The 21099-nt window shown below is 40.3% G+C and carries 12 protein-coding genes and 1 pseudogene; 12 read left to right on the top strand and 1 reads right to left on the bottom strand.

Annotation, left to right across the window (positions count from 1 at the left end; translation table 11 throughout):
* Positions 1–8: 8 nt before the first annotated feature.
* The 10 genes and pseudogenes from pta to MS6x_RS01755 all read left to right on the top strand — a co-directional run bounded on the left by pta (position 9) and on the right by MS6x_RS01755 (position 18506).
* Positions 9–2101, top strand: a pseudogene (gene pta, locus MS6x_RS01710) (phosphate acetyltransferase).
* A gap of 693 nt (positions 2102–2794) precedes the next feature.
* Positions 2795–3979 (top strand): acetate/propionate family kinase, encoded by a 1185-nt coding sequence (locus MS6x_RS01715; protein WP_482605056.1) that lies wholly within the window; start codon positions 2795–2797, stop codon positions 3977–3979.
* Between the two features lie 100 nt (positions 3980–4079).
* Positions 4080–5348, top strand: a complete 1269-nt coding sequence (locus MS6x_RS01720) for a hypothetical protein (protein ID WP_482605057.1) — start codon at positions 4080–4082, stop codon at positions 5346–5348.
* A 185-nt stretch (positions 5349–5533) separates the two neighbouring features.
* On the top strand, positions 5534–6358 hold the full coding sequence (locus tag MS6x_RS01725) for a hypothetical protein (RefSeq protein WP_482605058.1): 825 nt from the start codon (positions 5534–5536) through the stop codon (positions 6356–6358).
* A gap of 284 nt (positions 6359–6642) precedes the next feature.
* Positions 6643–9480, top strand: coding sequence for an excinuclease ABC subunit UvrA (uvrA, locus tag MS6x_RS01730; RefSeq protein WP_482605059.1), 2838 nt, complete (start codon positions 6643–6645; stop codon positions 9478–9480).
* An 80-nt stretch (positions 9481–9560) separates the two neighbouring features.
* Complete coding sequence (locus MS6x_RS01735) at positions 9561–10247, top strand: LOG family protein (protein WP_482605060.1); 687 nt, start codon at positions 9561–9563, stop codon at positions 10245–10247.
* Between the two features lie 8 nt (positions 10248–10255).
* Positions 10256–13105, top strand: coding sequence for a gluzincin family metallopeptidase (locus MS6x_RS01740; RefSeq protein WP_482605061.1), 2850 nt, complete (start codon positions 10256–10258; stop codon positions 13103–13105).
* 157 nt (positions 13106–13262) lie between these two features.
* Positions 13263–15674 (top strand): alpha-ketoacid dehydrogenase subunit alpha/beta, encoded by a 2412-nt coding sequence (locus MS6x_RS01745; RefSeq protein WP_482605062.1) that lies wholly within the window; start codon positions 13263–13265, stop codon positions 15672–15674.
* Positions 15675–15846: 172 nt separating this feature from the next.
* Positions 15847–18120, top strand: coding sequence for an aminotransferase class III-fold pyridoxal phosphate-dependent enzyme (locus MS6x_RS01750; RefSeq protein ID WP_482605063.1), 2274 nt, complete (start codon positions 15847–15849; stop codon positions 18118–18120).
* A gap of 8 nt (positions 18121–18128) precedes the next feature.
* Positions 18129–18506, top strand: a complete 378-nt coding sequence (locus tag MS6x_RS01755) for a DoxX family protein (protein ID WP_482605064.1) — start codon at positions 18129–18131, stop codon at positions 18504–18506.
* Positions 18507–18603: 97 nt separating this feature from the next.
* Here MS6x_RS01755 and holA read toward each other — a convergent pair whose 3' ends face one another.
* Positions 18604–19605: a DNA polymerase III subunit delta gene (gene holA, locus MS6x_RS01760; protein WP_482605065.1), complete on the bottom strand. Its 1002-nt coding sequence runs from the start codon at positions 19603–19605 to the stop codon at positions 18604–18606.
* Positions 19606–19631: 26 nt separating this feature from the next.
* Here holA and MS6x_RS01765 point away from each other — a divergent pair, with 26 nt between their 5' ends.
* A complete protein-coding gene (locus MS6x_RS01765; protein WP_482605066.1) occupies positions 19632–20078 on the top strand; it encodes a type I restriction enzyme HsdR N-terminal domain-containing protein in 447 nt (148 codons plus the stop codon).
* A 12-nt stretch (positions 20079–20090) separates the two neighbouring features.
* Positions 20091–21092 carry a glycosyltransferase family 2 protein gene (locus MS6x_RS01770; RefSeq protein ID WP_482605067.1) on the top strand — a complete coding sequence of 334 codons (1002 nt, stop codon included), beginning with the start codon at positions 20091–20093 and terminating at the stop codon, positions 21090–21092.
* Positions 21093–21099 lie beyond the last annotated feature (7 nt).

Below are 21099 nucleotides of genomic sequence, written 5' to 3' on the forward strand. Positions count from 1 at the left end.
AACATAGCATGAGCAAAGCTGTTTATATAGCCACTACCGAACCAAATAGCGGTAAATCTATCATTTCCCTAGGCCTAATGCAATTACTGCTGGGCAAAGCTGCTAAGGTATCCTATTTTAGGCCCATTATCGATGATGTTGAACCAGGTGGATAGACAATCATATCAATACCATAAGTACCCATTTTAATTTGGATATACCCTTCTCGGATTCCTACGCATTTACGAGAAGTCAGGTAATTCGGATGAAAAACGATGATGAAGACGATGAGATAATCAATAAGATCATTAATAAGTACAAGGCCATAGAGGAACAGTCGGATTTCGTGTTGGTAGAAGGCACCAATTTCACGGGAGAGGGTGCCATTATAGAATTCGACATCAATATAGTCATTGCCAAGAATTTAGGAATACCTGCCATTATTTTGGCAAGTGGTGTGGGCAAGACCATGGAGGCCTTGGTCGGCAATTTACAAATTGCCTATGATTCCTTTGACGATAAGGGCGTACAGGTGCTGGCAGCTATTGCGAACAAAGTAATACCAGAAAATTTGACCAGTGTAATAACGGAATTAAAAAAACAGCTTCCAACATCCGTATTGGTTGCCGCTATTCCTTCCAATCCTATTTTATCCAATCCGTCCGTTAAGGAGATCAATGACAGTTTAAAAGGAAAGATACTCTTTGGAGAAAACTACATTAACAATAGAGTCGACGGGTTTAGTGTAGGTGCGATGCAGTTACGAAACTACTTGACACATATTAAAGAAAGTGGTTTAGTAATTACGCCAGGTGATCGGGCGGATATTATCCTGGGTGCCTTACAGGCGAATATTTCTGCAAATTATCCTGCCATCTCGGGTATAGTGCTAACCGGTGGGTTAGTTCCCGAAGAGGCCATCATCAAGCTAATAGAGGGCCTATCAGATGTGGTTCCCATAATTTCTGTAGAGGGTGGCACCTTTTCAATGGCAAATAGTATTGGGGCCATTAAATCACAGATGTATGCCGAAAATACCGAAAAAATAAAAACGGCAATCAGTGATTTTGATACGTATATCCCAACCGAGGAACTTGCAGAACGGTTGATCACCTTTAAGGCTACTGGGATAACCCCTAGAATGTTCCAATACAATCTATTAAAGCGCGCCAAGCAACACAAGAAGCATATTGTGCTACCAGAGGGATTGGACGAACGTATTTTAAGAGCGGCTAAGCAATTGATCGATGTAAATGCGGTCAGTCTTACCTTACTCGGCAATAAAGCGCTAATTCTGGATAAACTGGCAACATTGGATTTGGTCTTGGATTTGGAAAAAATCCAGATCGTAGATCCTATAGACTCCCCTAATTTTCAGGACTATGCCAATACGCTTTACCAGCTGAGAAAACACAAGAATGTGGACCTCACCATGGCCGAAGATTTAATGACAGATGTCTCCTATTTTGGCACTATGATGGTATACAAAGGCCATGCAGATGGGATGGTTTCCGGTGCCATACATACCACACAGCATACGATACTCCCTGCCTTGCAGTTTGTAAAAACCAGACCGGAAGTATCTTTGGTGTCCTCCGTATTTTTCATGTGTTTACCCGATCGGGTTACGGTTTTTGGCGACTGTGCCATTAATCCTAATCCCACAGCGGAACAATTGGCAGAAATTGCCATTTCCTCCGCCGATACCAGTACCGCTTTTGGTATAGAGCCACGGATTGCCATGTTGTCCTATTCTTCTGGTGCCTCGGGGATCGGGGAAGACGTAGACCGGGTGCGCAAAGCGACCGAACTTGTGAAACTGAAGCGGCCCGACCTGAAAATTGAAGGTCCCATCCAATACGATGCAGCAGTAGACCACAAAGTTGGTATGAGTAAATTACCGGATTCCCAAGTAGCTGGTAGGGCGACCGTATTTATTTTCCCAGACCTCAACACCGGAAACAACACCTATAAGGCGGTGCAACGCGAAACTGGAGCCTTGGCAATTGGCCCCATGCTACAAGGATTAAACAAGCCCGTAAACGATTTAAGCCGTGGCTGCACCGTAGATGATATATTTAATACGGTAGTGATTACAGCCATACAAGCGGAAGGGTTTTAGATAGTTGGTAGTTAGGAGACAATTGCAAGTGGAGACAATGGTGAGTTCGAGTGCTTTTGTTACACAGCGCAGCAAGGGAACGAAAGTGTATCGAGAACAACCTACAATCAAAAAAGGTTCTCGATACTAATTTCTCGTACCTACAAATTCACTCGAAGTGACGTAGGGATTTGATTAATCCAGAAACTAATTAAAAATTTGGAATGTCAGTTCGGGTGCTTTTGTTCCGCTGCGCAGCAAGGGAAAGAAAGTGTATCGAGAACAACCTACAATCAAAAAAGGTTCTCGATACTAATTTCTCACACCTACAAATTCACTCGAAGTGACATAGGGATTTGATTAATCCAGAAACTAATTAAAAAATGGAATGTCAGTTCGAGTGCTTTTGTTCCGCTGCGCAGCAAGGAAACGAAAGTGTATCGAGAACAACCTCCAATCAAAAAGGTTCTCGATACTAATTTCTCTTCCCTCCAAATTCATTCGAAGTGACATAGGGATTTGATTTTTCCAGAAACTAATTAAAAATTTGGAATGTCAGTTCGAGTGCTTTTGCTCCGCAGCGCAGCGAAGGAACGAAAGTGTATCGAGAACAGTCTCCAATCAAAAAAGGTTCTCGATACGCTTGCCTTTCCGATGAAAAATCGGAAATTCAACCACTCGAACTGACAGTAAATTGAAGCAACTTACGAAACCATGAATATCCTCATCATAAACGCCGGAAGCTCCTCTATCAAATTCCAACTGATACAAATGCCATCAGAAAGGGTGATTTGTTCAGGATTGGTAGAACGCATAGGTTCCGATGAAGCCGTTTTTAAATACAGCTCCCATAACGTTCAACTAGAGGAAACCAGCAGCATTGCCACACACAGAAAAGGACTGGAAAAAATAGCGGCAGTATTGCTACATCCTGAAAAAGGGGTCATAAAAAACAGTTCGGAAATAGATGCGGTAGGACACCGTGTGGTACATGGGGGCGATTCCTTCTCTGCCACTACCCTGATTACTCCGGACGTTAAAAAGGAAATTCTGGAGTTTTCCTCACTCGCGCCGCTACATAATCCGCATAATCTTGAAGGCATTGGCATTGCCGAAGAATTGTTTACCAATGCAAAACAAATAGCGGTGTTTGATACGGCCTTTCACCAGACCATGCCCGTAAAAGCACGAAAATTTGCGATTCCCAATGCGCTTTACCAAGAACATGGCATACAAAACTATGGATTTCACGGTACCAGTCATAAATATGTATCCGAAGCTGCAATAGCCTATCTCAACAAACCCGAATCCAAAATCCTCAGTATCCATTTAGGCAATGGCTGTAGTATTACGGCAATTAAAAACGGAAAGAGTATAGACCACAGTTTGGGTTTTGCCCCTGGGAACGGACTCATTATGGGCTCCCGAAGCGGTGATATAGACCATGCGGTTATTTTCCACTTGGTACATACGCTCGGTTATTCCTTAGCGGAGGTAAATACCCTACTCACCAAAAAGAGCGGTATGCTTGGGCTTACGGGTTTTAGCGACTTACGGGACATTCAGACCGAGGCGGAGAACGGCAATACAGCCTGTCAACTCGCTTTGGAAATGAACGCCTACCGCATAAAAAAATACATTGGTGCCTATACCGCAGCCATGAACGGATTGGACGCCATTGTTTTCACTGCAGGTATCGGCGAGAATTCAAGTGTGCTTCGGAAACTCGTTTGTAGCGATATGGGCTTTTTTGGAATTACGCTAGACGATGCTAAAAATGAACTGCGATCTACCGAACTCCGGGAAATTAATACCAAAGCAGCGAAAGTGAAGGTATTGGTCATTCCTACCAATGAAGAATTGGAGATTGCCAAGCAGGCCTTTGCCCTTTGCTCCTAAGAGCTGTGCTAAAGAAAGCGCAGGAATACGTAGTTAAATACCATGGAAACTTTGCATATCTTCGGGGGAGAACGATAATTCATTCCAAAACAAAACGCATATGCCAACCAACACCTATTCTTCGAAATTCAATACCGCTATTTTATTCCTGTTTTTTATTACGATAGCTATTCAAGCGCAACAAACCCAGACCGATAGCTATACACGGTACGAACTGCTGACGCCAGAGAGTCATTCCTTTCGAATTATTTACGACGTAAGTGCAACAACGGCGAACAGCACCTATTATTGGAATACCTTAAGGCGCGGAAGTGAGCATGAGGTCAATACCGTTTGGGACCTTTATTCCGGAGAAGAACTCCAATGGCAAATCGTAGACAACGAGATTGCAAAACAGAATGGACTAGTAGAGGCATCCGATGACACCGATTATCTTCAGATCACCTTGGCAAGACCTATTCCAGAAGGCGGACAAGCTCGAATTCGAATCGATAAAACCTATAAAGACTCCTCCAGCTATTTTACCGAAGATGGGTCCCTTGTATTTTCACGTAGCTTGGGCATTAAACGCAATAGTGTGGTATTACCAAAAGGATACGAACTAACGCATTGTAACTATCCGTCTCAGGTGGACCTTACCGAAGATGCCCGTATAAAAGTGAGTTTTATGAATGTGAGTCCCGCTGCGGTTCCCTTGGTGGTCAAAGCCAAACCCCTTACAGTAACTACCGAGATAAAATTGATAGAAGAAGCGCAATACACACCTGGAACGGGTACCGGAAGAGATGCCTCCAAAGCCCGATTAGGCTATCGGTTTAGCGAGCGTGCCTTTCAAGATCGCGACATTACGTATTTCCTGCAGCAACCAGAAACCAGTTCGTTTTTGTTGTATCATGATTATACGGAAACACGCCCTGGGGTAGACCGCTATATTAACATTGTACGGGCAGGCAGCAAAGCCTCCAACCCATCCGCAGTTATTTTAGATACAGGAGAACAGCTACAGGTAGAAACCTTTATTGGGGATGCCATCACCAAACGGGGGATTACCATCGGTGCGGAAATTAAACCAGACACGGAAGTGGTTGCCATTTGGTTTGATGCAGTGAAAGAAGGGGAATCCAAACGTTTGCGCATTACAGAAACCTATACGGACCCCAAACGCTACACAACCTATAAGGACCAATTAGTCTGGGACCGTAGTTTTGGACGTAACCGTAATACCGTGGTGCTTCCCACAGGCTGGTTCTTGACTACCTCCTCCATTCCCGCGGTCATTGCTCCAACCGAAGACGGACGTACCTCCTTGCGCTTCGTGAACGAAAGGCCAGATGCCATTGATGTGTTTATTAAAGCACAGCGGAAATAAATAGCATCCGCTAGTTTTAGCCATATAAACTTACAATGCCTGTACGTAGTTGTTGATATTTTGTGGAAAACCTAATCGACTATTAAGTTTAAGCTGGTTTTTAATCTGCGAACTTTGATAGCAACCGATACAACGGAAATGCAAGGTCACTTTTCTTAGCGTTGTAGCCATTAGGAACAAATATTATGATAAAACAAAATCCCTTTTCACTTTATGATTTTCTTGGATATTTTGTTCCAGGTGCTTTAATGATTTACCTCTATTTAATTATAGAGTATATTAAAACAAATAATGGAACTTTTAAAATATCCGAATTTCTTGCAAGTACTTCTGACTTAAAGCTTGAACAATTTCTTTTTTTTGTGATTATTAGTTATGCTATTGGTCATTTAATAAACTTTATTTCATCGATTACAATAGAAAAGTATGCAAATTGGAAATATGACTATCCTTCAAAATATCTACTTGGATTTGAAAAAAAGAGTTATTGGACAGAAGGAATAGGAAACTTATGGAGAGTTCTTTTACCAATTTTATTACTCCCAAATACCATATTTGATTTAATACTTGGTGACCTTTTTAAATTTAAGAACTTTTATACAAGAAAACTTGACCAATTTTTAATTGAAGTAATTAAAGAAAAAGGAATAACACTTGTGAACAAACTATTTAAAAATAAAATAGGTAATAAGGATGTTAAAAAGATTCGAGGTTATGATTTTTTTAGAATTTTTGCTCATTACACTTTTGAACATTCAAAAAATCATCAATTCAAAATGGTTAATTATGTGTCATTATATGGATTTTTAAGAGTTCTCTGTTTGATAACTACAATTGGCTTTTGGTTTGTATTTAGTACAATGATTTTTACAAATTATTTAAAATTTAATATCTGGACTTTATTATTAATTGGATTCATTAACTATACCTTTTTTATGGCATTTATGAAATTCTATCGACGTTATACATTGGAAGGATTGATGTTGATTGCTATAAATGAAGAAATATAAAAGCATATTGTCAAAATAATTACTAGTACAAACCTACTTGCGAAAATACTGGCTGATTTTCTATTCCGTTTGTCATTGCTAATTTAGTTACTTAATCATATACTAAGCAGGTATTATAACGATAACGAAACCAATTAAATAAATACTAAATCCCCAAGCCTAGATACTGCTGAATTACTTTGAAATTTTTAATACCACAAATCCCTTAGATATTTAAAACACAAGCCAACCACAATTCGTAATTTGATGTCATTATCGTACTTTTGCACCCTTGCTATGAACACATGATCAATTACGAAGAAAATATAGAGGTGAAGGGCGCTCGCGTTCATAACCTTAAAAACATAGATGTGACCATTCCCCGAGAGAAATTAGTGGTCATTACCGGTCTTTCTGGTAGTGGGAAATCTTCCTTGGCCTTTGATACTATTTATGCAGAGGGACAACGCAGGTATATCGAAACGTTTTCGGCCTACGCTCGGCAATTTCTAGGCGGACTAGAACGCCCGGATGTGGATAAGATAGACGGACTCTCCCCGGTCATCGCCATTGAACAAAAAACCACCTCCAAGTCGCCCCGCTCTACGGTAGGTACGATTACCGAAATCTATGATTTCCTACGTTTACTTTTTGCCCGTGCAGGAGATGCGCACAGTTACAATACAGGCGAAAAAATGGTGAGCTATAACGATGCCCAGATCAAGGAATTGATTATAGAATCGTATCGTGGCAAGAAAATAAATGTGCTTGCCCCCATCATAAAATCCAGAAAGGGCCATTACCGTGAACTTTTTGAGCAGATCGGCAAACAAGGCTTTGTTAAAGTACGTGTAGACGGCGAGGTAATGGATATTGTAAAGGGCATGAAAGTAGACCGCTACAAGACCCACGACATCGAAATTGTGATAGACCGCCTAAAAGTGGTAGAAACGGAAGACTTGCACAAGCGTATTTCGGAGACGATAAACACGGCCATGTACAGCGGCAATAATGTGTTAATGATTCTGGAGGAAGGCACCTCGGAACCCCGGTATTTTAGTCGGGATTTAATGTGCCCTACTACGGGTATCTCCTACCCTGTTCCGGAACCCAATACCTTTTCGTTCAACTCACCTAAAGGCATGTGCAGCCATTGCAGTGGCTTGGGGCATGTGTACGAGGTAAACGAAGCAAAAATATTTCCCAATAAAAAACTTTCTATCAAAGCCGGAGGAATCGCACCCTTGGGCGAATACAAGAAATCATGGGCCTTCAAACAAATAGAGACCATTGCGCAACGGTACAATTTTGAATTAACCGATGCCATAGACAAAATTCCAGACGAAGCCATGGACGTATTATTACGTGGCGGCGTGGAAAACTTTGAAGTCGATTCAAAAACGCTTGGCGTAAAGCGGACCTATAAAATAGATTACGAAGGTATTTCCAATTTTATAAAGAGTCAGTTTGATGCGGCAGCGTCTACCTCCATAAAAAGATGGGCAAAGGAGTATATGGACAAGATTACTTGCCCTACCTGTGAAGGCGCACGCTTACGGAAGGAATCCCTGAATTTTAAAATAGACAATAAGAACATTGCCGAAATAGCCCATATGGATGTTTCCGAACTGGCGGCGTTTTTTGAAGACCTAGAGAAAAAATTGGAGGGCAATCAATTAAAGATTGCTGGAGAAATTGTAAAGGAAATCCGTACCCGAATTCGCTTTCTTTTAGATGTAGGTCTGGACTATCTATCACTGAACAGAAGCTCCAAATCCCTTTCGGGTGGCGAGGCACAACGGATTCGTTTGGCTACGCAAATAGGTTCGCAACTGGTAGGCGTTCTGTACATCTTGGACGAACCCAGCATTGGTTTGCACCAACGGGATAATGAAAGGCTTATAAAATCCTTGGAATCCCTGCGGGACATAGGAAATTCCGTTATTGTGGTAGAACATGACCGGGACATGATCATGTGTGCGGACCATGTGATCGATATAGGCCCTAAAGCCGGAAAACATGGCGGAGAAATCATTTCTGAAGGTACACCCAAGGAACTTATAAACCACCATACCTTAACTGCGGATTACATTACAGGGGTTAAAGAAATTGCGGTTCCCAAAACAAGAAGAAAAGGCAACGGAAAAAAAATAGTGCTTTCTGGCTGTACCGGCAATAACTTGAAAAATGTAAAGGTGGAGTTTCCCCTAGGGAAAATGATAGGGGTTACCGGAGTTTCCGGTAGCGGTAAATCTACCCTGATCAATGAGACCCTGTACCCTATTATGAACGCCCATTACTTCAACGGTGTAAAAAAACCCATGCCCTACAAGAAGATAACAGGCTTGGAACATATTGATAAGGTTATTGATATAAATCAATCGCCCATTGGTCGCACCCCGCGCTCCAATCCGGCAACATATACAGGGGTATTTAGTGAAATACGTTCCTTGTTCACCAAAACTCCGGAAGCGGCCATTCGTGGTTACAAACCAGGTCGTTTTAGCTTCAACGTAAAAGGTGGAAGATGTGAAACCTGCCAAGGTGGAGGTTTGCGGGTTATAGAAATGAATTTCCTGCCCGATGTATATGTAGAATGTGAAACCTGCAACGGAAAACGCTTTAACCGGGAAACCTTGGAGATTCGGTACAAAGGCAAGTCCATTGCAGACGTTTTGGAAATGACAATTGACGAAGCCGTATCTTTTTTTGAACTTATTCCTAAAATACATCGTAAGTTAAAGACCATACAAGACGTTGGTCTAGGCTATATTTCATTAGGTCAGCAGTCTACCACCCTATCCGGTGGGGAAGCACAACGTATAAAACTAGCTACTGAACTATCTAAACGGGATACGGGCAATACATTTTATATCTTGGACGAACCTACGACCGGACTTCATTTTGAAGATATTCGGGTATTGATGGACGTTTTGAACAAACTGGCGGACAAAGGAAACACGGTCTTGGTCATAGAGCATAACCTAGACGTGATAAAATTGGCCGATCATGTAATCGATATTGGTTACGAAGGGGGTCGTGCGGGGGGTCAACTCGTCGCAAAAGGAACACCAGAGCAAATTTGTAAGGATAAAAAGAGTTATACGGCAGAGTTTTTGAGAAAGGAAATGAATATCAAATAAACCAAATTAGGAAACGTTCATAAAACAATTCCGATAGGTTAATTGAGCTTGAGTTTGAATTAGTATTTAGTCAAAAATATATGAGATCAGAAAAACATCATAAAGGTTGGAACGAAATAAAGACCAATGATTCTTGGGCCCTATTTAAGATCATGGGCGAATTTGTCAACGGTTTTGAAAAAATGAGCAAAATAGGACCGTGCATCTCCGTGTTCGGTTCTGCGCGCACCAAGGAAGACGCCAAGTACTATAAATTGGCCGTAGAAATATCCAAAACTATTGCCGAGGCCGGATATGGTGTTATTACAGGCGGTGGCCCAGGAATCATGGAGGCCGGTAACCGAGGAGCAAATTTAGCCGGTGGCACATCGGTTGGGCTAAACATAGACCTTCCGTTCGAGCAGCATGATAATCCATATATAGACGACGACAAAAGCTTGGATTTTGATTATTTCTTCGTGAGAAAAGTCATGTTTGTAAAATATTCACAAGGCTTTGTAGTCATGCCAGGTGGTTTTGGTACTTTAGACGAGCTGTTTGAGGCCATAACCTTGATACAGACCCATAAGATTGGAAAATTCCCTATTATCCTTGTGGGAAGTGAATTCTGGTCCGGTCTTTTCGACTGGATAAAGAACACCATGTTAACGCAAGGAACCATAAGTCCAGAGGATTTAAACTTGATAAAAATTGTGGATACGCCAGAGGAAGTAGTAGAAATTATAGATGCATTCTACAAAGGACACACCTTAAGTCCTAACTTTTAATAGATCTTTTGAAAACGTTTCCCGACTATACAAAAACGCTCGGCTTGCTGCTATTTTTAGTAGTGAGCATGCCGATTTTCGCTCAATACGAAACAAAACTTTCGGTGAGCTTAAACGAGTATAGCAAGGAATTGGATATCAAACAAGAATTCACATACTACAATGATTCGCGGTACAACCTTGGCATGCTTTACTTTAACGACTGGGCCAACGCCTATGCCAAAAAGAATACAGAGCTGGCCAAACGTTTTGCGCAGGAGTTTAAAAAGAGTCTTCATCTTGCAAAGGATAGTGAGCGTGGCTACACCACCATTATAAGCGTAGTAGACGATAATTACAACGGACTGCAATGGGAACGAACCGCTGGGGAAGATATTATTCAAGTGCGATTGAACGAATCTCTGGCACCAAAAGATTCGACCAAAATATTTATTACCTATAAAGTTAAATTACCGTCGGATAAATTTACCACATACGGGTACAACAATCGGGGCAACTATTATTTAAAGGATTGGTACCTCACACCTGCCGTATACGATGGCAAATGGCGTTTATATTCAAATAAGGACTTAGAAGACCTGTACACGAATATTACGAAAACGAGAATCGATTTCAAATATCCCGACAGCCTGTTTTTAAGCACCAACTTAACCAAAAGCACAGAATCAAAACTAGCTAACAGTCAAATCGCACAAATTACGGGAGAAAAACAAAAAAGCGCGGAACTGATTTTAAGAACCACCAAGGATTTTACCATCCACATTACGCCTACGCTAACCATAGAAACAGACATATCCGCACCGCGTTATAGCCCTGTAGAGCAAAGCATTAGCATTAATCGAATAACCGAATTTATACATACAAATCTTGGAGACTACCCACATAAAAAACTACTAGTGAGTCAATTGGATTATAACAAAGACCCGTTATTTGGTCTTAATCTGTTGCCTTCCTTCTTAAGACCTTATGAGCAGCAGTTTCAATTTGAAATGAAGTTTCTGAAAACAGCATTGAATAGCATGCTTAAAGAAACCTTGTTTCTGGACCCTAGGAGCGAACAGTGGCTCAACAGTGCTATTGCCAATTACCTTATGATTGCCTACGTAGAAGAATATTATCCGGATCAAAAACTCTTCGGAAACCTATCGCGGATTTGGGGCCTTCGTAGTTTTAATATGGCCAAAATGGATTTCAATGATCAATATGCCTTCCTTTATAATCTCATGGCAAGAAGCAACAGAGATCAAGCCTTGACCGTACGAAACGATTCGCTTATCAAATTCAATCAAAAAATAGCGAATAAATACAAAGCAGGACTTGGTCTTGCTTATTTGGCCAACTACATTGGTAAAGAAAAAGTTGATGAAAGTATCAAGACCTTTTTTAAATATTATCAATTAAACAAGGTAAGTGTTAACGATTTTGAGTCTATTCTAAAAAGGGCTACAACGGATGATATAAATTGGTTTTTTAACGAATACGTAGCATCTGATAGCCGTATCGATTTTAAAATTAAAAAAGTCGAAAAACTTGGGGACTCCCTTGCTGTTAGCATTAAAAATAAAGAAGGTACGAATGTCCCCATATCTATGTTCGGCCTTAAGAATGATACGGTAGTTTCCAAATACTGGTTTACGGACATAAAAGAGCTGGAAACCTTTACCGTACCAAATAAGGACGAGGACAAACTGGTATTGAACTACGACCAAAAAATACCGGAATTCAATCAACGCGACAACTGGAAATCTCTGGGTGGTTTTCTCTCAAGCAACAAAAACTTGCATTTTACTTTCTTTAAGGATACCGAGAATCCCTATTACAATCAAGTGTTCTACGTTCCCGTATTAAATTTTAATATCTATGACGGTTGGGCACCGGGTATGAGACTCTACAATAAAACGTTTTTGGAACGCCCCTTTGTGTATGATTTTGCACCCTCCTATTCCTTTAGGGAAAAAGCTTTTGTAGGATATGGGAAGTTCAACTATCGCAAATATTTGAATAAAACAGGGCTCTACGTGACAAACTATGGGTTAAGCGCATCTACCTCGCATTTTAATGTGAACTCTAGGGCTACATCGGTAACCCCTTCCCTGAGTATTGGTTGGAGACCGGACGATTTACGATCGGATAAACGTGAGTTTTTAACCTTTAGGTATATCAATATCCTTCGGGATTTTGATGAAAACATACCGGACATTAATATTGACTCAGAAAATCCGGACTACAGCGTGTTTAATGCAAGGTATCTAAACAGGCACAACGGAATCCTTGATTATAACTCGTGGTCGGTAGACTTTCAACTGGCCGGTAATTTTAGTAAACTAGCCTTTGAATATGAATATCGAAAACTTTTTGAAAGTAATAGGCAGTTTAACCTCCGTTTTTTTGCAGGAAAATTTTTAAGCAATAATACAGATACCAATTTCTTTAATTTTGCCTTGGATAGGCCAACAAACTACCTTTTTGATTACAACTATTTAGGCCAATCAGAAGATTCCGGAATATACAGCCAACAGCTTATTATCGCCGAGGGCGGCTTCAAGTCTTTTTTAGATGAAGAATACCGTTTTTCAGATAACTGGATGACGACGGTTAATACCAGTTTTAACCTTTGGCGGTGGATAGAAATGTATGGAGATGCAGGTTTGGTGAAAAATTCAGGTTCAAAAGCAAAATTCGTGTACGATTCTGGCATTCGTTTAAATCTTGTGACAGATTTCTTTGAGCTTTACTTCCCCGTTCACTCCAACAATGGATGGGAAGTGGGCCAACCCAACTACGGTGAAAAAATCCGTTTCATCATTACGGTAAGTCCTAGAACTCTTACAGGATTATTTACAAGAACTTGGTTTTAAGTTCCATATCCGCAACAAAAGCACCTATTATTAAGCTATTTTTAACAAATACATAATTATTTGTTGCTAAAACTAGTAATATATCAACCAATATTGCCGTTGTATCATTGCTAAAATGCTTTTGTTTAAGTATTTTTGCAACAACACGATATAGCCTATGAACGTCTCTTCCAAAACTAGTAACGACATTTCCTTTGAAGATTTTAAGGCGCAAATACTTCAAGACTACAAAACAGCATTTATAAGTAGGGCTTGTAGTCTTTTGGGCAGAAAGGAAGTACTTACAGGTAAGGCTAAATTTGGGATTTTTGGTGATGGTAAAGAACTGCCACAATTGGCAATGGCCAGAGCTTTTAAGGATGGAGATTTCAGAAGCGGTTACTACCGGGACCAAACTTTTATGATGGCTTTGGGGCTTTTAGGACCTAAGGATTTTTTTCATGGACTCTATGCCACCACGAACATGGAAATGGAACCCATGAGCGGGGGGCGCCAAATGGGAGGTCATTTTCTCACCTACAGCTTAAATGAGGACGGTACCTGGAAAGACTTAACGAAACAAAAGAACAGTAGCGCAGATATTTCCTGTACCGCAGGTCAAATGCCAAGACTCCTCGGCCTGGCACAAGCCTCTAAGGTATATAGGAAGGAGTCCAAAATGGACAGCAGCAAATTCTCCGATGGCGGAAACGAAGTAGCATGGGGAACCATTGGAAATGCCAGTACCAGTGAAGGGATGTTCTGGGAAACCATAAACGCCGGAGGCGTATTACAGGTGCCTATGGTGGTTAGTGTTTGGGACGATGAATACGGAATTTCTGTTCCGGCAAAACACCATACTACAAAAGAAGATATCTCTAAAATATTATCAGGATTCCAACGGGATGAAGAACATCAAGGATACGAAATACTAAAAGTAAAAGGTTGGGACTATACGGCGCTTATGCATGCCTATGAAAATGCCTCTGATATTGCCAGGCAGGAACATGTACCTGTACTTATCCATGTGACCGAACTTACCCAACCCCAAGGTCACTCCACTTCGGGTTCCCACGAGCGTTATAAGAATGATAAGCGATTGGAATGGGAACGCGACAATGATTGCAATAAACGATTTAAAGAATGGATTTTGGAATCCGGAATTGCCGCTGCCGAAGAGTTGGAAGATTTGGAGAAGCAAATAAAGCGGACTGTCCGAGAAGCTAAAAAACAAGCCTGGGCAGAATTCTTACAAGAAAATATCGTAGCCAAAAAAAGCCTTGTGCAACTTTTGCATGCAGCGGCGTCTAAAAGCCCTAATAAGAATTTTTTAATCAAAATAAAAAATGATCTTATAGCCGTTGAAGAACCGATACTAAAAGATTTGGCCATTGCTTCCAGAAAAGCGCTTCGGTATCTTTTAGGAGAATCAACACCCGAACGGCAAGCGTTGGTAACGTGGGTAGAAAAATTTCTTGCCAAATCCCAACCCGAATATAGTTCGTACTTATACAGTCCAAATGATAACAGGGCAACTAATATTAGTCCTATTCCTCCTAGGTACGATAGTAACGGAGAAAAAGTGGACGGCCGCGTTATATTACGGGACAATTTTGACAAACTCTTCCAAAACTACCCTAATGCATTGGTTTTTGGCGAAGATACAGGTGCAATAGGTGATGTAAATCAAGGACTGGAAGGCTTACAGGAAAAGTACGGAAGTACCAGAATAGCGGACACAGGTATACGGGAAACTACGATAATCGGACAAGGAATAGGTATGGCAATGAGAGGATTACGGCCCATTGCAGAAATTCAATATTTAGACTATATATTTTATGCTATGTCTTCCCTAACGGATGATTTGGCTACACTATTATACCGTTCTAAAGGTAAGCAGAAAGCACCGCTAATTGTAAGAACACGTGGTCATAGACTGGAGGGGATATGGCATTCTGGCTCCGAGATGGGCGGATTAATACACCTATTACGAGGCATGTACATTTTGGCACCTAGAAACATGACCCAGGCTGCAGGGTTTTACAACACCTTAATGAAAAGTGATGAGCCTGCATTGGTTATAGAAAGTCTTAACGGCTATCGTTTAAAAGAACCCAAACCTAGCAATTTAGGTGAGTTCTGCACTCCAATAGGGGTTGTGGAAACGGTAAAAGAAGGAGCGGATATCACCCTTCTTTCCTACGGCTCCACCCTAAGAATAGTGGAACAAGCAGCTAAGGAACTGCTAGAAGTAGGGATAGATGCAGAAGTAATAGACGCACAGACCTTATTGCCTTTTGACATTAACCACGATGTCGTTAAGAGTATTCAAAAAACAAATCGACTTTTGGTCATCGATGAGGATGTTCCTGGCGGATGTGCCGCATACTTGCTCAATGAAATAGTAGAAAAGCAACAAGGCTACCGTTATTTGGACAGCGCACCCCAAACCTTGACGGCGCAAGCGCATAGAGCTGCTTATGGCACGGACGGAGACTACTTTTCCAAACCCAATGCCGAAGACATTTTTGAAAAAGTATATAGTATTATGCACGAAGCAAATCCACAAGATTATCCAAAATTGAGATAATCCTAATCCTAATTTTTATACACTTCTTTCTGTTTTAACGGCCCACGCATTACTAGCAAGTTCGTGAGGAAAATTACATTTGTCACTAATTAACGTAGCAATCACATCGATTCTTTCTATTTTTCCGTTCACAAGATTTAATTTTGTTGTTAACGACTATAATTAACATAGGATGGATGCTATTCTAGGTCACTACTATACACTTGAGAACTGTTCCTTCAAAACCTTAGAAGGTTATGAGAGTGTCAATTTCAAGGTAACAACGAACTCGGGTACCTTCGTTTTAAAAAAATACCCGTACTCTGAGGAAACGCTTTCAATCCTTGAAGCAGAGGATACCGTAGCGGGTAAATTGCAACAAATACCTGATTTGCATTTTCCAAAAAGTATTCCTACCACGGAAAATCTTTCTTATGCTATCGTTGAAAATTTCATTTATAGGCTCCTACCCTTTATAGAAGGTAAATTTTTAGCAGAAGTTCCTAAAGTTGAAAAATTACAACGCTCGTTTGGCACTACTTTAGCACATATTGATAAAACACTAGAAGGACATTCTAGCTCAATTATTTCAGCTAAAGAAACGCTATGGGATTTAAAGCATTTTACGAATAATCGGCAGTATCTAGATGCTATTCCTAATACGAAGGACCGAAATCTGGTTCGGTATTTTTTTCTTCAATTTCATGAGCATATTATCCCTGTTCAACATCAATTTAGGAAAAGCGTCATCCATAACGATGCTAACGATTGGAATATACTTACCACGAACGGAGAAGTGACAGGGGTTATCGATTTTGGCGATATGTGTCATTCGTGGCTCATCAATGAACTTGCCATAGGCCTTACTTATATCATGATGGGCGAAGAACATCCTTTAGCCATTGCAACAACGGTGGTATCGGCCTATAATCGGGTGCTACCCTTGCAAACTGAGGAGCTAGACGCCTTGTACTATTTAATTGCAGCCAGGCTCTGTACGAGTGTCTGCCACTCTGCCCATACCAAAAAACAGAAACCAGATTCCGATTATATTACCATAAGCGAGCAACCAGCATGGGATTTATTGCGAAAATGGCTTAGAATAAATCCTATTTTGGCAAAAAATTCTTTTAGAAAGGTATGTGGCTTCGCTGAAATTCAAAAGAAGTCTTTGGAACATCAACTTAACAGAAGAAGTAAACATATTAGTAGCGCACTATCCCTGAGTTATACCGAGCCAATTCAAATGTCGCGTTCGGCATTCCAATTTATGTACGATACGGACGGAAACACCATTTTAGATGCATACAATAATATTATGCAAGTTGGCCATTGTCACCCTAGGGTTGTAGAAGCAGGACAAAGAACTATGGCGCGTTTAAATACCAACACCCGTTATGTTTACGAAGAACTGCTTTCCTATTCGGAAAAGTTATTGTCTAAGTTTCCATCTCATCTGAACAAAGTCTTTTTTGTAAATTCTGGCAGTGCGGCCAGTGATTTGGCCATGAGAATAGCCAAAAACTACACTCAAAAAGAAAAAGTGATGGTTTTAGAACACGGCTATCACGGCAATACACAGAACGGTATAGATATTAGTCACTACAAATACAACCACAAGGGTGGAAAGGGAAAAGCCGAACATATTTTACAAACCCCCATGCCCAAGGTATATGGTTCCGGTTTCAGTACGGAAATAGAAGCAGGTGCCTATTACGCCAATATCACTAAAAAGCAGATTACCGAAGAGTACGGAAATATAGCCGCGTTTATTGCGGAGCCGATTGTAGGTTGCGGTGGGCAAGTTCCATTGGCAAAGAACTATTTAAAAGAGGTATATACTAAAATAAGGGCGCAAGACGGTATTTGTATTAGCGATGAAGTCCAGGTAGGATTTGGAAGATTAGGTGCCCATTTCTGGGGTTACGAGATGTACGATGTGGTGCCGGATATGGTGATACTGGGTAAACCTATGGGAAATGGACACCCTATCGGTGCCGTAGTAACTACTAGTGAAATAGCACATAGCTTTGATAATGGAATGGAATTTTTTAGCTCATTTGGTGGTAACCCGGTTTCCTGTGCCATTGGAGAGGCCGTCTTAGATGTCATCGAAGAAGATAAATTGCAAACTCATGCACTGGAAGTAGGTACCTATTTAAAGGATGAACTTATAGCACTTAAGGGCGAGCATAGCGGCATAGGCGACGTACGTGGAAGTGGTCTCTTTTTAGGTGTGGAATTGGTGCAAACAGATGGCAGCCCAGATACGGACCTCGCACAAACCATAAAAAACAACCTTCGAAAGAAATTAATATTGGTTAGCACGGATGGTCCCTACGATAATGTACTTAAAATAAAACCGCCTCTATATTTTAACATAGCAAATAGCCAAGAGCTTATCGATCAATTAAAAATAATTTTAAATAAGACAATAAAAATCGATAATTTTAAACAAATTAATTAAAACACGATATGAATAATTCCCCCCTAAAAGCTATTGGACTTGCCTTTTTCAGGATTTCCATGTCCGCGATGATGCTCACACATGGCCTTCCAAAATTTCAGAAACTTATTGCCGGTGACTTTGAGTTCGGTGATCCAATCGGAATTGGAGCGACTCCGTCCCTATTCCTTGCCGTGATTGGTGAGTTTATATGTCCCATATTAATCATTATTGGCTATAAAACTAGATTAGCAAGTATACCCACGGCCATAACAATGTTAGTAGCCGGTTTCATCGTACATAGCGATGATCCATTTGGTTCCAAAGAAAAAGCGTTTCTTTATTTAGTGTCATTTGTGACCATCGCTTTACTAGGTCCTGGAAAATTCAGTATCGACAAAAGGTAACTAATAAAATAGTTTTTGATTGGAAACAAACATTGGCATTCATACCACCAATGATACTTACTCGGTAAACGTAGGCAAAAGCTACTTTTAATACAGACTAAAAAATCTTCACCAAAAGCTCTTTCAATAGATCTGCCTGATTTGTATGTGTGGTTCCAACCCCTTTTCCTTTCAAATCCATTTCCCGTAAATGTGATATGATTTGACTTACCTTTCTCATTGGAAAGTTTCTTGCAGCGGTTTGCATTTCATCCACAAAATAGGGGTTTATCCGAAGGGCAGACGCAACACTTTTAGGTGAATGGTCTGTAAGTCCATGGTATTGCAGTAATTGCGTAAAAAACATATTCAGCAAGGTCACGGTAAGCACAAAAGGATTGTCCTTAGGGTTTTGGCCAAAATACGTTATAATTTTGGTTGCCTTGAGAATATTTCGCTCGCCAATAGCTTTTTTTAGCTCAAAATTATTATAATCCTTACTAATGCCTATATGCTCCTCAATATGGCCTGGAGTAATCTCTATACCTTGAGGCAGCATCAACTTTAGTTTATTCAGTTCACTTACAATTCTACCCAAATCGGTACCCAAATGTTCCGCTAAGAGCATCGCCGATTTTTGTGGAATAGAAAATCCCACATTCTTCCCTGTTTTTTGAATCCAGGCAGGAATTTGGTAGTCTCTTAATACCTGACTTTCAAAAACTACACCGTCTTTCTTCACCGCTTTATAAAGTGGCTTCCGCTTATCCAGCTTCTTGTACTTATAGCAAATTACCAGAACAGTGGTCAACTGTGGATTTTTTACATAAGAAGCTAAGTTTTCTATAGTCCTGGAAAGGTGCTGGGCTTCCTTCACGATTACCACCTGTTTTTCTGCCATCATAGGATAGCGTTTGGCATTCCCTACAATGTCATCTATGCTAACATCTTTGCCATAAAGAACCATTTGATTGAACCCCTTTTCCTCCTCGGTCAACACTTTACTGGCGATGTAATCAGAAATCTTATCTATGTAATACGGCTCTTCTCCATATAAAAAATAGATTGGTTTTAAAATCCCCTTACGTATATCGTTTACAATTTGTAATGCTTCGTCCATTCAGAAAAAATGATCAAATTTGCGTAATGCAACCGTTACAATTTCCCAGCTACAACTTTAGGCTCAAAAATAAACAAAATAAGCCCTTCATCTTTGACCCTGTTAGGAAAAAATTCGTTTGGCTTACTCCCGAAGAATGGGTACGACAACATGTGTTAAACTATCTTGTTTTGGATAAAAAGTACCCGATAAGTCATATTAATATTGAAAAACAGATTGTCGTTAACGGTTTAAAAAAAAGATACGATATCGTTGTTTTCAATAGGAACGGTAGCATTCATTTGTTAGTAGAATGCAAAGCGCCCGATGTGAAAATAAATCAAAACACTTTTGACCAGATCGCTAGGTACAACTTTAAGTTGGATGCTACTTTTTTAATGGTCACTAATGGATTACAGCATTTTTATTGTCAGATGCTCATAAATGAGGAAAAATATGAGTTTTTGCGGGAGATTCCTGAATTTAGCCGTTAATTTGCCATCATTTTGAAGATAGCCATCGTCATACTCAATTGGAACGGAGAAGTGCTCTTAGAGCGTTTCTTACCCTCGGTTATGGAATTTTCTGACGATGCTGAAATATATGTAGCGGACAATGCATCTACAGATAGTTCTATCTCCTTCCTAAAAGAGAACTATCCCACAATACATATCATACAGAATAGCAGTAACGGAGGCTTTGCCAAAGGTTATAATGACGCTTTAAAACACGTAAAAGCGGATGTTTTTTGTTTGCTGAATTCAGATGTAGAAGTAACAGAACATTGGCTAGACCCCATTTTGACAGCTTTTGAACAGTTACCTAATGCTAGTGTTATACAACCCAAGATTTTAGATTTACTAAAACCAGACCATTTTGAATATGCCGGTGCTGCCGGTGGTTTTATAGACAAACTAGGATATCCGTTTTGCAGGGGCAGAATCTTTCAGCACTTGGAACGAGATACAGGACAGTACAACGATACCAAGGAAATTTTTTGGGCTACAGGTGCTTGCATGTTCGTGAAAAGTGATGTATTTATGACGCTAGGTGGCTTTGATACGGACTATTTTGCCCACCAAGAAGAAGTAGATTTCTGTTGGAGAGCAAAAAACAAAGGTCATAAAATATATTACGTGGGCGATTCAAAAGTATATCACCTAGGTGGTTCTACCTTAAGTAACATGAACCCAAAAAAGACCTATTTAAATTTTAGAAATTCACTCTTTTCCATCGTAAAGAACCTTCCTTTGGGCAAAGCATTTCTGATTATTTTTATAAGGCTCCTTTTGGACGGTATTGCTGCACTTCGCTTTATATTCCAATTTCGATTTAAACACTGTTTCGCAATCTTAAGGGCTCATTTGAGTTTCTACCGCCAATTTCCTAAAATGTTGAAGAAGCGGAAAAAAGGAAATTTTTTATTAAAATACCATACCACAACGTCCATAGTGTGGTCTTACTTCGTAAATGGGATAAAAGAATTTAACATTTTAGTAAAAGATTAACGAGTAG

Source organism: Maribacter sp. MS6 (genome assembly GCF_056839185.1).